The organism is Massilia sp. Mn16-1_5, from assembly GCF_004798585.1.
Lineage (GTDB): Bacteria > Pseudomonadota > Gammaproteobacteria > Burkholderiales > Burkholderiaceae_D > Telluria.
The window spans coordinates 421,157-437,780 of sequence record NZ_PPXQ01000001.1 but is presented as its reverse complement, the minus strand read 5'-3'; the positions used below and the strand labels follow the sequence as shown (position 1 = coordinate 437,780).

Sequence of the window (16,624 nt, the reverse complement as noted above, 5' to 3'; positions counted from 1 at the left end):
TAAGGTGGGCGGGTTTCCCGCCCACGCGTTCAACGTCGACGAATCGTTTATTTCAAATACTTCTCGAACCACTCGATCGTGCGCTTTCTCTGATCGAGCTGATGCTCCGGCTTGCGAATCGCATGCCCTTCCCCATCGTAGATCACCAGCGCCGTCGGTGTGCCCATCGCGCGCAGGCCGTGCCAGAACTCCATCGACTGCACGGCCGGGGTCTCGACGTCGCGCTCGCCCACGTAGAGCAGGGTCGGCGTCTTCGCATTCCTGATCGACTCGATCGGCGAGGCGGCGCGGTAGATGGCCGGATCGTCGTACATGCTGGCGCCGAAGAAGGGCACCATCCACTGGTCGATGCCGTTCTGGCCGTAGTAGCTGATCCAGTTGGCGATGCCGGCGCCGGCCACCGCCGCCTTGAAGCGCTGGCTGTGCGTCACGCCCCACATGGTCATGAAGCCGCCGTAGGAATGGCCCATCAGGCCCAGCCGCGCGCCATCGACCGGCGCCTGCTTGATGACGGCGTCGACGCCGGCCAGGATGTCGCGCCAGTCGCCGCCGCCGAAGTCGCGCCGGTTCGCCTGCGTGAAGGCCAGGCCCTGGCCGTAGCTGCCGCGCGGATTCGGCTGGAACACGTAGAAGCCGCGCGCCGTCAGTTCGCGTACCAGCGGGTTGCCGAATTCGCCTTCGGCGACGAAGCGCGGCGTGGCGGCCGATGCCGGTCCGCCGTGCACGATCACGACCATCGGATGCTTGACCCCGGCCTTGGGCTTGCGTGGTCCGATCAGCCAGCCCTGGCTGCGCATGCCCTCGTTGGTCCAGACGATGCTGCGCGCCGACACCTGGGGCGCGAACCCGGCGTTGTCGCGCGTGATGGCCTTCAAGGAAGGAATGCGCCCGGCGAGGATGCGCGGCGCCTGCTCGTAGGATTCGACGACCGAGACGGCCGACCCGCCATCCGCGCTGAAGACGATGCGCCCATCGGCCGAACCGTTGCTTGATACCGCCGCGCCCCACTGCGTACGGGCGGTTTTCGCAAGCGGATCGATCGCCACGATCGCCATCTCGCTGCCCTGCAGGCTCGATGCCAGCAGCTGCGTGCCCTTCCATGCCAGGCCATTGAAGGAGCCGGCATAGTTCGGCGTGACGTCGACGGGTTCGCCGCCGCCGAGCGGCACCGTGTAGACGTTGCCGCCGACCGAGCCGAAGTCGCTCATCAAACCGCCGACGAAAGCGACCGTGCGGCCGTCGGGCGAGACGTGCGGCAGGCTCATTTGCATCTTCGGCGCCGCAATCACGCGCAATTCTCCGCTGCCGATGTCGACGTGGCCGAGCGTGGCGACCCACCAGTTGTTGTCGCCATTGCCCTTGGCGCTGGTGGCGACGAAGCCGCGTCCATCCGGCGTCCAGTCGTATTCGTAGACGAAGGTGTCCGGCGGCGAGACCAGGCGCAGGGTACCGCCGGCGGCCGGGGCCAGGGCGATGCGCTGGGCGTCTTCCTCGATACCGATCTCGCCGACCTGGCGCGCGCCCGCTTCCACCGCACCGGTCTGCTTCTTCGCGCCCACGGTCGCCAGCAATGCGATGCTGGCGCCGTCGGGCGACCAGCGCGCGGTATTCGCCACGCCTTTCACGCTGGCCGCGGCGATCGTCTCGCCGTCGCGGGCGACCCACAGCGTGGCTTCGCCCGTCTCGCGATTGGATGCGATGAAGGCCAGGCCCTTGCGGTCGGGCGACCAGGACGGGAAATCGTAGGAGCAGGTGGCGCAGGGATCGTACTGGGCCGTGATGCGGCCGCTGGCGGCATCGCGTACGACGATGGCGGCGTGGGCGCGCTGGCCCGGGATGCCAGGGTCGCTCGATTCGATCGCGGCGATCGATTCGCCGCCGGCGCTGATCGCCACCGAACGGTAGTCGCGCATCTGGGCGCCATGCGCAGCCGTGGCGGCCAGCAGGGCCGTCCCCAACAAAGCTTCCTTGATTCTCATCTGCTCTCCTCGTGATGAGCCGGCTCATGGGCAGGCTCATGTTTATTGTGGAGCGCAGTCTACGCGCATTTGATTGAGTCTGGAGCGCAACAGTTTGTATGCAGACGGAATAATCTTGCTTGCACTTAAGAAAGATGAAGGCGGATAGTTGACGCAAAGCTAGAGTGGAAGTTCGACCTCAGCAGGAGTTGACCATGATCTACAAGGATAGCGACAACAAGATGCCCGTCGTCGCGATACTCGAGCGCATGCTGGCGCTGGCGGGTCCCGACAAGCGGCCGCTGATCACGCAGGAACTGCGCATGATGCGCGCCGGGATACTGGCCGAGCGCGAAGCGACCGCCCTGATCGACCTCTACCTCAAGGATTCGACCCGCACCGCGGTCGTGCACGACTTGCGGCTGGTCTCGAACGAGGGCGCGGCGGCGGCGATCGACCATCTGCTGATCCACCGCTCGCGCCGCTTCTATCTGCTCAATACCCGCCATTTCTCGCACGGACTGAAGATCACCGAGGACGGCGAGTTCCTGCGCTGGAGCGAAGCGGACAAGCGCTACGATCCGATCCCCTCTCCGTTCGAAGCGCTGGCGCGCCAGGTCTCGGTGCTACGCGACGCGCTCGAAGCCTTCGACCTGGACGACGCACCGGTCGAGACCCTGGTGCTGCTGGCCCCGAACGCGCGCATCGACCGTCCGCGCCGCTTCGACAGCGACAGCCTGCGCGTGATGAAGGCCGACCAGTTCATGGAGAAGCTGAACAACGGCCCCGAGAACGCACAGGTGACGACGCTGGCAAAGCTGCATGAGCTGAACCGGACGAGGATGTCCGCATCCATCGGCGACATCGCCCAGCGCCTGATCGCCCTGCACCGCCCGTCGACGGCCGACACCATGGCGCGCTTCGGCCTGCGCCGCGATGCGGCCTTGCCCGGGCCGCGCACACCGGCGCCGCCCGCTGCCGAAAATGGCAGCGCGCCGGAGACGCAGGCGCAGGATGAGAATCAGGCCTTGGCGGCGGACAGCATGCGCTCGACGTAGCGCGCGATCAGGTCGATCTCGAGGTTGACCTGCGAGCCGGCGCGCAGGTGCTTGAGGGTGGTCACCTCGATGGTGTGCGGGATCAGGTTGATCGAGAAGCGGCAGACCTTGGCGCCGTCGACCGTCAGGTCTTCGACGCGGTTCACGGTCAGCGACACGCCGTTGACCACGATCGAGCCTTTATAGGCGAGGAACTTGCCCAGCTCCTGAGGCGCATCGATCACCAGTTCGCGCGATTCGCCGACCGGTTCGAAGCTGTGCACGCGGCCCAGGCCGTCGACATGGCCCGACACCAGGTGGCCGCCCAGGCGCTCGGCCAGGGTCAGCGCCTTTTCCAGGTTGACTTCGCCCGGCGCGTCCAGGCCCACGGTCTTGTTCAGGCTTTCGCGCGAAACGTCGACACAGAAGCTCGACGCGCTCTTCTCCACCACCGTCATGCAGGCGCCGTTGATGGCGATCGAGTCGCCCAGGGCGACGTCGGCCAGCGGCAGGCTGCCGGCGTCGATCTGCAGGCGCACGCCCGCGTCCAGGCCGCCCGCCAGCGGCGCGACCGAGTTGATGTTGCCGACGGCGGCGACGATTCCAGTAAACATGCTGCGATTCCTTCAGGTTGGTTCTTCGTTATTCAGTCTGGCCAAAACGCGCAGGTCGGCCCCGACCATGGCGACGTCGTGGAAGCGCAGGTTGACCTTGTCCGCCAGCCGCTTCAAAGGCGGCAGCGCGAACATGCCCTGTCCGGCCCCGATCAGGCTCGGTGCCAGGTAGACCAGCAGTTCGTCGACGCAGCCTTCGCGCACCAGCGAGGCGTTCAGCTTCGATCCGGCCTCGACGTGCACTTCGTTGATCTCGCGCCGGCCCAGCTCCAGCATCAGCGCCGGCAGGTCGACCTTGCCGGCATGGTTCGCCAACAGGATCACCTCGTGGCCGGCGGCGCGCAACTGCGCTTCCTTGTCCGGATGCGGCAAGGCGGCCACGATCCAGCATGGCTCTCCCTGCAGGATCTTCGCATCGAGTGCGATCTCGAGGCGGCTGTCGACGACCACGCGGCGCGGCTGGCGCGGCGTATCGATTCCCCGTACCGTGAGCTGCGGATCGTCCGCCTTGACGGTCCCGATCCCGGTCAGGATCACGCAGGCACGCGCGCGCCAGGCATGGCCATCCTGGCGCGCCTCCGGCCCGGTGATCCACTGGCTCTCGCCATTCTCCAGGGCCGTCATGCCGTCCAGGCTGGCCGCCGTCTTGAGGCGCACCCAGGGTCGGCCGCGCTGCATGCGCGAGAAGAAGCCGATGTTCAGTTCGTGGGCCTCATTGGCCAGCAGACCGGATGCGGTCGCGATGCCGGCCGCCTCCAGTTGCGCCATGCCGCGCCCGGCGACCAGGGGATTGGGGTCGCCCATCGCCGCCACCACGCGTCCCAGTCCCGCTTCGACCAGGGCCTTCGAGCAGGGCGGCGTGCGGCCGTAATGGCTGCAGGGTTCCAGGGTGACGTAGGCGGTGGCGCCACGCACGTCGTTTCCGCGTGCGGCCGCGTCGCGCAGGGCCTGGATCTCGGCGTGCGCCTGGCCGGCCGGCTGGGTATGGCCGGCGCCGATGACTTCGCCGTCGCGCACGATCACGCAGCCCACGCGCGGATTGGGCGCCGTGATGGTCATGCCCTTCGCGGCCCATTCGAGGGCCAGCGCCATCGCTTCCGTATCGTTCTTGATCTGCACAGTATTCGTTCGCGTCCTAGCCCGGCGCCTCCGCGCCCTCGCAATTGGTGTCATGCGCCGGGTTGCAGGCACGCGCCCGCCCCAGCATGTTAATTTTAATCCGGCGGATCGCGCCGCCATGAAACAGCGACAGCGTGCCCCAGCGCGCCGCGCCGCTCGTACTGCAGCTGCGCCCGGCGCCATTGTAGGCGATGTAATACGGCGCTGCAGGACTCGTGAAGGAGAAGTCGGCAGTCAAGCCGGCCGCGAGTGCTTCGTGCTCGGCAAGAATGTCGTCTCCAGGTCCGGGCAAGCCATTGCCGTCGCGGTCGGCGAACACGGTCCAGCCCTGGCGCCAGTCGGCGCCCGCCGCATCGCGCGGCAGCACCAGCACATGCTGGTTGCGCGCGATCGCCTGGGCCCGCGCCAGGCCGATGGCGCCGAACAGGTCGTTCGTGGCAGCGCGCAGCTGCTGGGCACGCAGCAGGGCACCAAGATCCGGCAGCGCCACGCCGAGCAGGACGGCGGCGATCGCGGTGACGGTTAGCAGTTCGGGCAGGGAAAAGCCGCGCGCCGGGGGCAAAGGCGGCTTCATGGCCAGCAGCGGTTCGAGCTTCCGCTGGCGCCCTGCCCGCCGCGGCTGTCCAGGCTCAAGGTGCCGCATTCGGGATCGGCGAAGCGCGCATCGACGTTCGCCGTGCCGGGCCGCGCACGCAAGCGCACGCAGTCGCGCAACTCGCTGTCCGGGCAAGCCTCGGCGTCCAGTTCGTAGAAGCTGGTGGCGGCGCCGCTGCCCGACCACCAGGGCAGTCCCGCGACCGGCTCGGCCTGCGAGAAGGCGACATAGGTATGGTGCAGCGCGTGGTGCTGCTCCTGCCGCTGCATGGCGCCGATCAGCGCGACCTTTCCCTCCATGCGCCGCGTCTTCGTCAGGTAAGCGGCGTAGCCCGGATAGGCGACACTTGACAGGACGGCAAGGATCAGCAGCACGACCAGCATTTCGACCAGCGTGAAACCGCGAGACCAGGACATCGTTTTCTCCTCGATTCAATTGGACGCGGCCCGGTGCAGCTCGGGCCAGTTGGCAATCTCGCGCCAGCCCAGGCGCTTGGCCGGAATGGTGCCGGTGGCGCGGCGGTAATAGCTCTGCAAAACGACGACCGTCGCGGCATCGGCGCCGACGCCGAGCGCGGTGATGCGAAACAGGGGCTGCGCCGCCGGCGGCGAGGCGGGCAGCAGTTCGACCAGGTAGCGCGGCGCGGTGGCCGGCAGGCTGCCGCTGCCCGTCGGCAGGGTCCGCCCGCTGAAGCGGCCGTATTCGACCCCCGCCTCGGCCAGATCCGCCGCCTGCCAGGCCGGCGCCGCGGCGCCCTTCGCCGGCTTGCACAGTCCTGTCTTCTCCGCGCGGCCGCTGCAGCGCTGATCGAACGCATCGGCATCCAGCGCCGTGAAAATCGCGGTACGCGGCGAAGCCGGGCCGGCCGCGCCCTCGATGTCGCGCTCGGCGTCGCGCAGCGCCGCCTCGGCCGCCGCGTGTGCGACCTGGCGGTCGCGCTCATAACGTGCCGACCTGGCGCCCGCCAGCGCGGCGCGCGTGCTCGACAACGACATCATCAGCAGCGCCAGCATCAGGAACAGCATGGTGACGAGCGCCGCGCCGCGCTCGGATGGTTGGCGCCGCATGGCCGCCTCAGGGTTGGGATGCACCGACCGCGAACACGGCCGTGAACAGGCGCCGCGCCGGCGCCGGACGGGCGCCATCGAGCTCGCTCCGCGCCAGCTGCACGCCCTTGTCCGCGCCGCCCTGCGCCGCGCCGTAGGCCGGTCCGAAGAGCGCATAGCCGACCGGCTGCACGGGCGCGCTGGACGCCTTTTCGCCGTGTAGCAGCAATGCCACCCGCACGCTGGCGACACGCTTCCAGGCCGTCTTTTCGTTGCGCTCGCCGGGCATGAGACCGGCGTCGAGCGCAGACAGTGCGCTCGCGTTGACGTAGCGGTTCGGGATGCCGTCGGGCGGCGTGTCGGTATCCACCCCATACAGCACCTGGAAACCGTCGACGCCGGCGACGACCGCGTCGGCGCCCCAGTTGGCGGCGCCCTTGTACTTGCAGCGCAGCTCGGCCACGCCGTCGCCATTGCGCGCGACATAGAAGATGCTCCAGCCCTCCTTCGCCTCGTGCACCGGGAAACCCGCGCAGTCGACCACGCTGCCGTCGCCATCGGGCGCTTTCCCGGCGCCTGGATAGCGCAGGGCCAGCACATCGCTGCCGTTGACGGCGCTTGTCACCGGATCATCGATCCCGAAGCTGGTCTTGACCAGCGAACGGCTGTCCAGTCCCGCCAGCGGCGCCGGCGCGTTCTTGTCGGGCGCACCGTGGCGCTCCCAGTCGACAAAGGCGCCCTGGCGCACCGCCCGTCCGATCAGCGCCAGCGCATAGCGTCCGCCATCGTCGATGCCCGCCGCGTCTTCGTGGGCGACGTAGGCTTTGTTGGCACTGATCATCAGGGCCGCGCCGGCCAGCAGCACGCCGAGGCCGACGGCCAGCGCGACCAGCAGCTCGGCCAGGGTCATGCCGCGCTGCTTGCGTGGATGCGCCTTCATGCCGCCACCACCATGACAATCCGTGGCTGGGCCGTGGACGCACCCGGCGCCTGCCAGCCCAGCTTGACCACGACCGGCGCGCCGGCGCCACCGGAACAAGTCCACTCGAAGGCTTGCAGGGCCGCGTTCCAGCCGCCGGCATCGCGGCAGACGGCGATGCGCCCGCCGGGAAAGGCATCCTGCACGATGCGCGCCGCCTCGTAGAGATCGAAGGCGGCCAGCTGCGCGGGATTGCAGGCGGCGCCGAAGCACTGGACGGGCGGCGCATCGGGTGCGCCGCCGGCTGCGTCGTAAGCGAAACCGAGATAGGGATTGGACGCGTCGGGCAGCGCCATCTGCGCCGCATTCACGCGCATGCGCGCGCCGAGCGAAGCGGCCAGCTGGACGGCTTCGGATTCCAGCGCCGCCTGCTGACGCAGGCGCGCGCTCGACAGCTGGGTACCCGCCGCACCGGCCACGCCGAGCGCCAGTACGAACAGGGCGACCAGGACTTCGATGAGGGTAAAGCCATGGGATCGAGCGCGCTGCAAGGACCACCTCCACGGTTCAAGGCGCGGGAATTCGCGCGAACCGAGAAGTTAACAGCGCAGCCATGCGCGCCCCTGCGCTCGCTCAAGCGTGCGCAGGCAGGTCGACAGCGTTTGATTTATTTGCGGGAGTGGCCCACTTCGACCAGCGCCTGCTGGAACTCGGCGAGGTCCTTGAAGTCTTTATAGACGGAGGCAAAGCGGATGTACGCGATCTCGTCCAGGCGCTTGAGCTCCTGCATCACGAGCTCGCCGACATAGCCGGTATCGACTTCGCGGCGGCCGCTGGTGAGCAGCTTTTCCTCGATCGAGGCGACGGCGGCGTCGATCGCCTCGGCCGAAACCGGGCGCTTGCGCAGAGCCAGCATCAGGCTGCCGCGCAGCTTGCTGCTGGCGAATTCGGTGCGGCTGCCGTTTTTCTTGACGATGATCGGCATCGACAGTTCGATGCGTTCGTAGGTGGTGAAGCGCTTGTCGCATTGCACGCAGCGGCGCCGGCGGCGGATGGCGTCGCCTTCCTCGGATACGCGCGTATCGAGGACCTGGGTGTCTTCATGCTGGCAAAACGGACATTTCATGGGCGCCGGTGGTACTGAATGATGCTGGCTAATGCAAAGGAACGACAGCCGGACACCCGGTGCCGTTCCTGAACTCTACTACGTTTGCTACTGAATGGTGATTCCGCTTACTTCGCGTACACCGGATACTTGTCGGTCAGCACCTTGACTTCGGCCTTCACACGCTCGATGGTCGCGGCGTCGTGCGGGTTGTCCAGCACGTCGGCGATCAGGTGGCCGACCTTGACCGCGTCTTCTTCCTTGAAGCCGCGGGTGGTGAAGGCCGGGCTGCCGAGGCGGATGCCCGAGGTGACGAACGGCTTTTGCGGGTCGTTCGGGATGCCGTTCTTGTTGCAGGTCATGTGTGCCTGGCCCAGGATCGCTTCCGCTTCCTTGCCGGTCAGGCCTTTCGCACGCAGGTCCACCAGCATCACGTGCGACTCGGTGCGGCCCGAGACGATGCGCAGGCCGCGCTCGGTCAGGGTGTTGGCCAGGGCGGCGGCGTTCTTGACCACCTGCTTCTGGTATTGCTTGAACTCGGGCGACAGCGCTTCCTTGAAGGCGACGGCCTTGCCGGCGATGACGTGCATCAGGGGACCGCCCTGGATGCCCGGGAAGATCGCGGAATTGATCTGCTTCTCGTACTCGGCCTTCATCAGGATGATGCCGCCGCGCGGGCCGCGCAGCGATTTATGGGTGGTCGAGGTGACGAAGTCGGCATGCGGCACCGGGTTCGGGTATTCACCCGCGGCGATCAGGCCGGCGTAGTGGGCCATGTCGACCATGAAGTAGGCGCCGACTTCCTTGGCGATGCGGGCGAAGCGCTCGAAATCGATGCGCAGCGCAAAGGCGGAAGCGCCGGCGATGATCATCTTCGGCTTGTGCTCGCGCGCCAGGCGTTCCATGGCTTCGTAATCGATGTCTTCCTGCTCGGTCAGGCCGTAGGAAATGACGTTGAACCATTTACCCGACATGTTCAGCGCCATGCCGTGGGTCAGGTGGCCGCCTTCGGCCAGCGACATGCCCATGATGGTGTCGCCCGGCTTGAGCATCGCGAAGAAGACGCCCTGGTTCGCCTGCGAACCCGAGTTCGGCTGGACGTTGGCCGCTTCCGCGCCGAACAGTTCCTTGAGGCGGTCGATCGCCAGCTGCTCGGCGACGTCGACGTATTCGCAGCCGCCGTAGTAACGCTTGCCCGGATAGCCTTCGGCATACTTGTTCGTGAGCTGGGAGCCCTGCGCCTCCATCACGGCCGGCGAGGTGTAGTTCTCGGACGCGATCAGCTCGATGTGATCTTGCTGACGGGTGTTTTCCTTCTGAATGGCGTCCCACAGTTCCGGGTCAACCTTGGCCAGCGTGTGATCTTTTGCAAACATGAACAAAACTCCAATCGATAAGAGAACCGGACAACGGCAATGTCGGATCGGCGCGCGGCCCAGGATGCAGCCGGCCACGCGCAATGCACGCGAACCATTGTCGGCTGCCCAGGCGAACGGCGGATGAAATCTCACACTCCCCGGTGGGACCCCACCTTTCCCGTACTGAAGTACGGTTTTCGCCAGTTGTGTGAGACATAAATGGACTCAGGATTGTATGTGAAGCGCCCGCCGAGGGCAAGGAATGCCCTGCCACCCCGACAACTTCTGCGATAGATCAGACAAGATGGTCATTTCGGCTACAATCTTGCTGCATCCGCCACCAGAGGAATCCACCATGATCGTTTTCATCACCGGCGCTTCGGCCGGCTTCGGCGCCGAAATGGCGCGCACCTTCGTCCGCAATGGCCACCAAGTCGTGATGGCCGCACGCCGCATCGAGCGCCTGCAGTCGCTGGCGGCCGAACTGGGCGAATCGGCGCTGCCGGTCGAAATGGACGTGACCGACAAGAAGTCGATCGAGGAAGCGCTGGCGATGCTGCCGCAATCCTGGCGCCAGATCGATGTCCTGATCAATAACGCCGGCCTGGCGCTGGGCACCTCGCCAGCCCACGAAGCGCCGCTGGAAGACTGGGAAACCATGATCGCCACGAATTGCCAGGGCCTGGTGACGATGACCCGCGCCCTGCTCCCGGCCATGGTCGAGCGCGGCAGCGGCCTGGTGATCAACCTGGGCTCGGTGGCCGGCCACTATCCTTACCCTGGCGGCAACGTCTACGGCGCCACCAAGGCTTTCGTCGAGCAGTTCACCCTGAACCTGCGTGCCGACCTGGTCGGCACCGGCGTACGCGCCACCAACCTGGCGCCCGGCCTGTGCGGCGGCACCGAATTCTCGAACGTGCGCTTCAAGGGCAACGACGAGGCGGCGGCCAAGGTCTACGAAGGTACGACGCCGCTGACGGCCAAGGACATCGCCGAGACCGCCTATTGGATCGCGACCCTGCCGCCGCACATTAATGTGAACAGCATCGAGATGATGCCGACCTGCCAGGGTTTCTCGCCCTTCAATATCAAGCGGGCGTAAGTCGTAGGGTGGGCGCCCCGTGCCCACCGACGGACGCGCACCCAATGCGCCCGGTGGGCACGGGGCGCCCACCCTACGGCACAGCGTGCGCCCCGTCTTCGATAATTGTGAGAAAGTGTTACAGTTATTGTCCTGACAGCGTCGTCTCTCGTCTACTACGCCGCGCTCTATGGATTTTTCCTGCGAACATACCGCCGTGCTGTGCCCGGCGGTGTGTTCGCTAGCATACATACGCGCGCTTAGCGTAAAATGTTTCCTATTATCATTTTTAGCAAATAAGAATGCCTGCGCCTTTCACCTGGACAGTACGGGTTTACTACGAAGATACGGACGCCGGCGGGATCGTGTTTTACGCGAATTACCTGAAGTTTTTCGAGCGCGCCCGCACCGAGTGGCTGCGCGCCGCCGGGGTCGACCAGCAAGCCTTGCTCGACCGTGAAGGCGCCGGCTTCGTCGTGAAGAGCGCCCACCTCGACTATCACGCGCCGGCCCGTCTCGACGACCAGGTCACCCTCACGCTGAGCGTCGAAAAGCTCGGCCGCGCCTCGGTCGAGTTCGCCCAGAAAGCCTATAAAGGCGATCTCCTGCTGGTCGAAGCCCGAGTCAAAGTCGGCTGCGTCGACCTCGCCGCCATGCGTCCACGCTCGCTCCCGAGCGATGTGGCTGATAAAATGCGTGCCGCTTGATCCATTCAACAATATTGCTCATTTGCTTTAACACCCGATGACCCCATCCCACGACCTTTCCTTCCTTGCCCTCATCAGCAATGCGCACCTCATCGTCCAGCTCATCATGCTGCTCCTGCTGGTGCTGTCCGTGGTCAGCTGGTCGTACATCTTCCGCAAACTGTTCGCCATCCGCGCCGCGCGCCGCCAGACCGAGCAGTTCGAACGCAGCTTCTGGGCCGGCGGCAACCTGCACACCCTGCACCAGTCGGCCTCGGCCCAGCGCGACCAGAGCGGTCCGCTGGCGCGCATCTTCGAAGCCGGCATGGGCGAATTTATCAAGGGCAAGCAAGCCTCGCGCGATGCGCTCGACATGGGCGCCGTGCTCGACGGCTCGCGCCGCGCCATGCGCGCCGCCTTCCAGCGCGAGCTCGACGGTCTCGACCTGCACCTGAACTTCCTGGCCTCGGTCGGTTCCGTGTCGCCTTACATCGGCCTGCTCGGCACCGTGTGGGGCATCATGAACGCCTTCCGCGGCCTGGCCAGCGTCCAGCAGGCGACCCTGGCAGTGGTTGCGCCCGGCATCGCCGAAGCCCTGATCGCCACCGCGATCGGCCTGTTCGCCGCGATTCCGGCGGTCGTCGCCTACAACCGCTTCACGCACGACATCGACCGCCTGGCGACCCGCTTCGAGAGCTTCGTCGAGGAATTCTCGAACATCCTGCAGCGCCAGTCGCGCTGATCCGGAGAATCGATCATGGCCTTTTCCAGCAGCATGCGCGGCGGACGCCGCAGCAAACTGAAATCCGAAATCAACGTCGTGCCCTACATCGACGTGATGCTGGTGCTGCTCATCATCTTCATGGCGGTACCGGCCAACGAGACCCCGAACGTGGTCAACCTGCCCAACGCCGAGAAGTCGGCGCTGCCGCCGGACACCTACATCCACATTACCGTGAAGCCCGACGCCACGCTGGCGATCGGCGTGAGCGGCAAGGAAACCGTCCCCGCCGAAACGATGCCGGACCGCGCCGCCCTCTTGAAACGCCTGCGCGAACTGCACGAGAGCAATCCCGACTATCCGGTGATGATCGCGGGCGACCGTGACAGCAAGTACGCCGACGTGATCGAACTGATTTCGGAGTCCAAGAAACTGGGGATCAACCGCGTCGGTCTCGCAACCAAATAAGCAATGTCCGCAACGAAGCCTGCCACCATCGGCGCCCCTTACACGGTGCCGCCAGAACCGAACCGCACCGGCGCCATCGTGCTGGCGCTGGCCGTGCACGCCCTGCTGCTGGCCTTCCTGTGGATCGGCATCAGCTGGCAGAACACGGAACCGCCCGCGGTCGAGGCCGAGGTGTGGGACATGAAGGTCGAGTCGGCCGCCGCTCCTGCGCTGCCCCCTCCACCGCCGCCGGAAGTGGTCGAGCCCGAGCCGCAGCCGGAGCCTGTCCCGACGCCGCCTCCTGCGCCGAAGGTCGTCGAGCCGGAGCCGGTCAAGCCAGCCCCGCCGGACATCAATCTCGAACGCGAAAAGAAACTGGCCGAGCAGAAGAAGCAGCGTGAGCGCGAAGCGCTGGAAAAGAAGGAGCGTGAGCGCGAGCGCGAACTGGCCGAGAAGAAGGAACGCGAAGAGCTGAAGGCCAAAGAATTGGCGAAAAAGGAAGAGGAAAAGAAGAAGGAACTCGAGAAGAAGAAACTCGAGGCCGAGAAGAAGCTGGCCGCCGAAAAGGCTGAAGCCGAGAAGAAGAAACTCGCCGCCGAGAAAGCCGCCAAGGCCAAGGCCGAGAAAGCGGAACAGGCCAAGCTCGACAAGATGCGCGACGAGGAACTCAAGCGCATGATGGGCGCCGTCGGCACTACCGGCAGCGCGGCCAAGTCGAGCGCGCCGAAATCCGATCCCGGTTATGTGGCCAAGCTGACCGCCCTCATCAAGAGCAACACGAGCTTCACCGGCAGCACCGATGTGCCGGGCAATCCGAAAGCCGTGTTCAAGGTCGAGACGCTGCCGACCGGCGAAATCCTGTCGGTGCGCCTCACCAAGAGCAGCGGCGTGCCGCAGTTCGACGATGCGGTGGAGCGCGGCATTAACAAATCGTCACCGCTTCCAAAGAAGAAAGATGGTACGGTGGAGCGCACAATCGTGGTCAATTTCTCCATGAAAGACCTGGACTAGTTACTCTTTACCGAGAATAGAACGCATGAAAAAACTTCATTACCTGTTATTCAGCGCCACCCTGCTCATGGGCTCGGCGGCCAATGCCCAGCTTCAAGTCGAAATCGCCGGCGTCGGCAGCAACCAGATCCCGGTGGCGGTCGCCGCCTTCGCCGACGAATCGCTGGCGCCGGACCAGGTCTCGGCCATCGTTCGTGCCGACCTCGAGCGCAGCGGCGTATTCAAGGTCATCAACGCCGGACAAGTGATCAGCGACAGCGCCAGCGTCGACGCCGGCAGCTGGAAGGCGCGCGGCGCCGATGCGCTGGTGGTCGGCAGCGTGGCCCGCCAGCCGGACGGCCGCTTCGCCGTGCGCTACAAACTCTACGACACGGTCAAGGGCAGCCAGCTCTCGCAGATGGGCGGCGAAGTGCAGCCGAAGTACATCCGCCTGCAGGGTCACCGCATCGCCGACGACGTGTATGAAAAGCTGACCGGCGTGCGCGGCATCTTCTCGACCCGCATCGCCTACGTGAAGGAAAACCGCGCCGGCCGCAGCTACGCACTGGCCGTGGCGGACGCCGACGGCGAGAACGAAATCGTCGCCGTGCACGGCAAGGAGCCGATCATCTCGCCGTCCTGGTCGCCGGACGGCGGCAAGGTTGCCTACGTTTCTTTTGAAGACCGCAAGCCGGTCGTCTACATGCAGGACCTGGTCACCGGCAAGCGCCGCGTGATCGCCAACGAAAAAGGCAGCAACTCGGCACCGACCTGGTCGCCGGACGGCAGCAAGCTGGCGATCGCCCTGTCGAAGTCGGGCAACTACCAGGTCTACATCGTCAACGCCGACGGTTCCGGCCTGCGCCGCCTGACCAACAGCACCGGCATCGACACCGAACCGCAGTTCTCGGCCGACGGCCAGACCATCTATTTCACCAGCGACCGCAGCGGCGGCCCGCAGATCTATAAAATGAGCGTCGCGGGCGGCCAGCCTACCCGCGTCACCTTCAACGGTAACTACAACATCAGCCCGCGCGTGTCTCCGGACGGCAAGACCCTGGCCTGGATTTCCCAGCGCGACGGCGGTTTCTCTCTTTACGCAAAGGACCTGGCAAGCGGCCAGGAACTGCGCCTGGCCGATGGGGCCTCCGAACCGAGTTTTTCGCCGAACGGCAAATACATCATGTATGCGAACAAGGGTGGCGGGCGTGTCTCGCTGGCCGTCGTATCGACCGATGGCCGCGTCAAGCAGCGTTTGTCCACCAAAGCGGGAAACATTCGGGAACCCAGCTGGGGCCCCTTCATGAAGTAATGCAGTAAAAGAAGTAAACCACCAACCAAGACCAGGAGAAAAACCCATGCGCAACGTTAAGAGTGTATCCTTCATCATCGCCACCGCTGCCCTGCTCGCAGCCTGCAAATCGCCAGCCCCGGTGGCTGCACCGGCCGTCGAAGAGCGCGCCCCAACCCCGGCCCCAGTCGCCGACTCGCGCGACATCAACCCGGTTGAAACCGCCACCGTCGATCCGCTGAACGATCCGAAAGGCGTGCTGGCCAACCGCAGCGTTTACTTCGACTTCGACAGCTACGTCGTCCGTGAAGACGGCAAGCCAGTGGTCGCCAACCACTCGCAGTACCTGAACCAGAACAAGGGCCGCAAGATCCTGATCCAAGGTAACACCGACGATCGCGGCGGCAGCGAGTACAACCTGGCCCTGGGCCAGAAGCGCGCCGAAGCCGTCCGCCGTGCGATGGCAACCCAGGGCGTGGCCGAAAGCCAGATGGAAGCCGTCTCGCTGGGCGAAGAAAAGCCGAAGGCAACCGGTTCGGGCGAAGCCGCCTGGGCTGAAAACCGCCGTGCGGACATCGTCTACCAGTAATCGTTTGATCGAGTCTTAAGGCTCGGCGAATTGACAGCGGGGCGGCTTGCAGTGCAGACTGCAAGCCGCCCCGTTTTCCATTGCCTCACCGGTAGAGAAAGAATACGACATGATGAAACTGACCCCGTCCCGCCTTGCCGCCATGCTGCTCGCCCTTGCGCTGCCGCTGCAGGCCTCCGCCGGCATCCTGGACGACGATGAGGCGCGCCGCGCGATCATCGACCTGCGCGCGAAAGTCGACAATATCACGCGCGACCTCACCACCCGTCTCGACGCCAAGGCCGACAAGAACGCCACCCTCGACCTGCTGAACCAGAACGAGCAGATGCTGGCCGAAATCGCCAAGCTGCGCGGCCAGATCGAAGTGCTGGCAAACGAGGTCAGCAAGGCCCAGAACAACCAGCGCACCCTGTACGCCGACCTCGATGCCCGCATCAAGAAGCTCGAGCCGCGCGCCGAAACCATCGACGGCGAAACCGCGCAGGTGCTGCCGTCCGAAAAGCAGGCCTACGACGGCGCAATGGAAGTCTTCAAGACCGGCGACTACAAGCGCGCCGCCACTGCCTTGCAGGACTTCGTGCGCCGCTATCCGGAATCGGCCTACGCCGCCAACGCCCAGTACTGGCTAGGCAACGCCTACTACGCCCAGCGCGACTACAAGAACGCCATCGCCGCCCAGGAAGTCGTGACCACCACCTACGCCAGCAGCGCCAAGGCGCCGGACGCGATGCTCAACATCGCCACCAGCTACGCCGAGCTGAAGGACAAAGTGAAGGCCAGGAAGACCCTCCAGACCCTGGTCTCGAAGTTCCCCGAGTCGCAGGCCGCGCAGTCCGCCAAGGACCGCCTGGCCGCGCTGAAGTAAAGCTGCACTGCAACATTTTGCGCGTGTTCGTTTGACAGCACGGCGGCCGCGCCCTATAATCTTGCTTCTTTCGGGTCGTTAGCTCAGCTGGTAGAGCAGCGGACTTTTAATCCGTTGGTCGCAGGTTCGAATCCCGCACGGCCTACCACGAATTCAGCAGCAGCATCAAAGGAGTCACGAGCAATCGTCGACTCCTTTTTTGT

Annotated in this window: 19 protein-coding genes, 1 tRNA gene and 1 riboswitch; of the genes, 10 read left to right on the top strand and 10 right to left on the bottom strand. The window is 65.5% G+C overall.

Features of this window, described 5'->3' with window-relative positions:
* Positions 1-47: 47 nt before the first annotated feature.
* Positions 48-1,979, bottom strand: coding sequence for a S9 family peptidase (locus C2862_RS01950; protein WP_136218408.1), 1,932 nt, complete (start codon positions 1,977-1,979; stop codon positions 48-50).
* A 194-nt stretch (positions 1,980-2,173) separates the two neighbouring features.
* Here C2862_RS01950 and C2862_RS01945 point away from each other — a divergent pair, with 194 nt between their 5' ends.
* The gene (locus C2862_RS01945; protein WP_136218407.1) at positions 2,174-3,016 is read left to right on the top strand and encodes a nuclease-related domain-containing protein; all 843 of its coding nucleotides are present in this window, start codon (positions 2,174-2,176) and stop codon (positions 3,014-3,016) included.
* On the opposite strand, the gene C2862_RS01940 is transcribed toward C2862_RS01945, so the two are convergent.
* The 9 genes from C2862_RS01940 to glyA all read right to left on the bottom strand — a co-directional run bounded on the left by C2862_RS01940 (position 2,980) and on the right by glyA (position 9,769).
* Positions 2,980-3,609: a riboflavin synthase gene (locus C2862_RS01940; protein WP_136218406.1), complete on the bottom strand. Its 630-nt coding sequence runs from the start codon at positions 3,607-3,609 to the stop codon at positions 2,980-2,982. The genes C2862_RS01945 and C2862_RS01940 overlap by 37 nt on opposite strands.
* 12 nt (positions 3,610-3,621) lie before the next feature.
* On the bottom strand, positions 3,622-4,728 hold the full coding sequence (ribD, locus tag C2862_RS01935) for a bifunctional diaminohydroxyphosphoribosylaminopyrimidine deaminase/5-amino-6-(5-phosphoribosylamino)uracil reductase RibD (RefSeq protein WP_136218405.1): 1,107 nt from the start codon (positions 4,726-4,728) through the stop codon (positions 3,622-3,624).
* Between the two features lie 16 nt (positions 4,729-4,744).
* Complete coding sequence (locus tag C2862_RS01930) at positions 4,745-5,302, bottom strand: GspH/FimT family pseudopilin (RefSeq protein ID WP_136218404.1); 558 nt, start codon at positions 5,300-5,302, stop codon at positions 4,745-4,747.
* Complete coding sequence (locus C2862_RS01925) at positions 5,299-5,739, bottom strand: type IV pilin protein (RefSeq protein ID WP_229467249.1); 441 nt, start codon at positions 5,737-5,739, stop codon at positions 5,299-5,301. The genes C2862_RS01930 and C2862_RS01925 overlap by 4 nt, the downstream gene beginning before the upstream one ends.
* A 15-nt stretch (positions 5,740-5,754) precedes the next feature.
* Complete coding sequence (locus C2862_RS01920) at positions 5,755-6,390, bottom strand: pilus assembly protein (protein WP_168709981.1); 636 nt, start codon at positions 6,388-6,390, stop codon at positions 5,755-5,757.
* 7 nt (positions 6,391-6,397) lie between these two features.
* Positions 6,398-7,309 (bottom strand): PilW family protein, encoded by a 912-nt coding sequence (locus tag C2862_RS01915; RefSeq protein ID WP_136218402.1) that lies wholly within the window; start codon positions 7,307-7,309, stop codon positions 6,398-6,400.
* A complete protein-coding gene (gene pilV / locus C2862_RS01910) occupies positions 7,306-7,839 on the bottom strand; it encodes a type IV pilus modification protein PilV (protein ID WP_136218401.1) in 534 nt (177 codons plus the stop codon). The genes C2862_RS01915 and pilV overlap by 4 nt, the downstream gene beginning before the upstream one ends.
* A 116-nt stretch (positions 7,840-7,955) precedes the next feature.
* The gene (gene nrdR / locus C2862_RS01905) at positions 7,956-8,414 is read right to left on the bottom strand and encodes a transcriptional regulator NrdR (protein WP_136218400.1); all 459 of its coding nucleotides are present in this window, start codon (positions 8,412-8,414) and stop codon (positions 7,956-7,958) included.
* Positions 8,415-8,521: 107 nt separating this feature from the next.
* On the bottom strand, positions 8,522-9,769 hold the full coding sequence (gene glyA / locus C2862_RS01900; RefSeq protein WP_136218399.1) for a serine hydroxymethyltransferase: 1,248 nt from the start codon (positions 9,767-9,769) through the stop codon (positions 8,522-8,524).
* A 99-nt stretch (positions 9,770-9,868) separates the two neighbouring features.
* A riboswitch (ZMP/ZTP riboswitch) is annotated at positions 9,869-9,969 on the bottom strand.
* A gap of 137 nt (positions 9,970-10,106) precedes the next feature.
* Here glyA and C2862_RS01895 point away from each other — a divergent pair.
* The 9 genes from C2862_RS01895 (at position 10,107) to C2862_RS01855 (ending at position 16,569) form a co-directional block, all read left to right on the top strand.
* A complete protein-coding gene (locus C2862_RS01895) occupies positions 10,107-10,853 on the top strand; it encodes an SDR family oxidoreductase (protein WP_136218398.1) in 747 nt (248 codons plus the stop codon).
* Between the two features lie 281 nt (positions 10,854-11,134).
* On the top strand, positions 11,135-11,539 hold the full coding sequence (gene ybgC / locus C2862_RS01890) for a tol-pal system-associated acyl-CoA thioesterase (protein WP_136218397.1): 405 nt from the start codon (positions 11,135-11,137) through the stop codon (positions 11,537-11,539).
* A 37-nt stretch (positions 11,540-11,576) separates the two neighbouring features.
* Positions 11,577-12,260, top strand: a complete 684-nt coding sequence (tolQ, locus tag C2862_RS01885; RefSeq protein ID WP_056339399.1) for a protein TolQ — start codon at positions 11,577-11,579, stop codon at positions 12,258-12,260.
* Between the two features lie 15 nt (positions 12,261-12,275).
* Positions 12,276-12,707, top strand: coding sequence for a biopolymer transporter ExbD (locus tag C2862_RS01880; RefSeq protein WP_136218396.1), 432 nt, complete (start codon positions 12,276-12,278; stop codon positions 12,705-12,707).
* A gap of 3 nt (positions 12,708-12,710) precedes the next feature.
* Positions 12,711-13,697: a cell envelope integrity protein TolA gene (gene tolA / locus C2862_RS01875; protein ID WP_136218395.1), complete on the top strand. Its 987-nt coding sequence runs from the start codon at positions 12,711-12,713 to the stop codon at positions 13,695-13,697.
* Between the two features lie 25 nt (positions 13,698-13,722).
* Positions 13,723-14,988 carry a Tol-Pal system beta propeller repeat protein TolB gene (gene tolB / locus C2862_RS01870; RefSeq protein WP_136218394.1) on the top strand — a complete coding sequence of 422 codons (1,266 nt, stop codon included), beginning with the start codon at positions 13,723-13,725 and terminating at the stop codon, positions 14,986-14,988.
* Between the two features lie 46 nt (positions 14,989-15,034).
* The gene (pal, locus tag C2862_RS01865; RefSeq protein ID WP_136218393.1) at positions 15,035-15,556 is read left to right on the top strand and encodes a peptidoglycan-associated lipoprotein Pal; all 522 of its coding nucleotides are present in this window, start codon (positions 15,035-15,037) and stop codon (positions 15,554-15,556) included.
* 109 nt (positions 15,557-15,665) lie between these two features.
* A complete protein-coding gene (ybgF, locus tag C2862_RS01860; RefSeq protein WP_136218392.1) occupies positions 15,666-16,421 on the top strand; it encodes a tol-pal system protein YbgF in 756 nt (251 codons plus the stop codon).
* Positions 16,422-16,493: 72 nt separating this feature from the next.
* Positions 16,494-16,569: transfer RNA gene (locus C2862_RS01855), tRNA-Lys, on the top strand.
* Positions 16,570-16,624: the final 55 nt, after the last annotated feature.

Coding starts and splice junctions, on each gene's coding strand:
- tolB (WP_136218394.1), top strand. CDS start 13,723: ATGAAAAAACTTCATTACCTGTTATTCAGCGCCACCCTGCTCATGGGC.
- C2862_RS01945 (WP_136218407.1), top strand. CDS start 2,174: ATGATCTACAAGGATAGCGACAACAAGATGCCCGTCGTCGCGATACTC.
- nrdR (WP_136218400.1), bottom strand. CDS start 8,414: ATGAAATGTCCGTTTTGCCAGCATGAAGACACCCAGGTCCTCGATACG.
- ybgC (WP_136218397.1), top strand. CDS start 11,135: ATGCCTGCGCCTTTCACCTGGACAGTACGGGTTTACTACGAAGATACG.
- tolQ (WP_056339399.1), top strand. CDS start 11,577: ATGACCCCATCCCACGACCTTTCCTTCCTTGCCCTCATCAGCAATGCG.
- C2862_RS01950 (WP_136218408.1), bottom strand. CDS start 1,979: ATGAGAATCAAGGAAGCTTTGTTGGGGACGGCCCTGCTGGCCGCCACG.
- C2862_RS01920 (WP_168709981.1), bottom strand. CDS start 6,390: ATGCGGCGCCAACCATCCGAGCGCGGCGCGGCGCTCGTCACCATGCTG.
- pal (WP_136218393.1), top strand. CDS start 15,035: ATGCGCAACGTTAAGAGTGTATCCTTCATCATCGCCACCGCTGCCCTG.
- ybgF (WP_136218392.1), top strand. CDS start 15,666: ATGATGAAACTGACCCCGTCCCGCCTTGCCGCCATGCTGCTCGCCCTT.
- C2862_RS01930 (WP_136218404.1), bottom strand. CDS start 5,302: ATGAAGCCGCCTTTGCCCCCGGCGCGCGGCTTTTCCCTGCCCGAACTG.
- tolA (WP_136218395.1), top strand. CDS start 12,711: ATGTCCGCAACGAAGCCTGCCACCATCGGCGCCCCTTACACGGTGCCG.
- C2862_RS01915 (WP_136218402.1), bottom strand. CDS start 7,309: ATGAAGGCGCATCCACGCAAGCAGCGCGGCATGACCCTGGCCGAGCTG.
- C2862_RS01925 (WP_229467249.1), bottom strand. CDS start 5,739: ATGTCCTGGTCTCGCGGTTTCACGCTGGTCGAAATGCTGGTCGTGCTG.
- C2862_RS01880 (WP_136218396.1), top strand. CDS start 12,276: ATGGCCTTTTCCAGCAGCATGCGCGGCGGACGCCGCAGCAAACTGAAA.
- glyA (WP_136218399.1), bottom strand. CDS start 9,769: ATGTTTGCAAAAGATCACACGCTGGCCAAGGTTGACCCGGAACTGTGG.
- C2862_RS01895 (WP_136218398.1), top strand. CDS start 10,107: ATGATCGTTTTCATCACCGGCGCTTCGGCCGGCTTCGGCGCCGAAATG.
- C2862_RS01940 (WP_136218406.1), bottom strand. CDS start 3,609: ATGTTTACTGGAATCGTCGCCGCCGTCGGCAACATCAACTCGGTCGCG.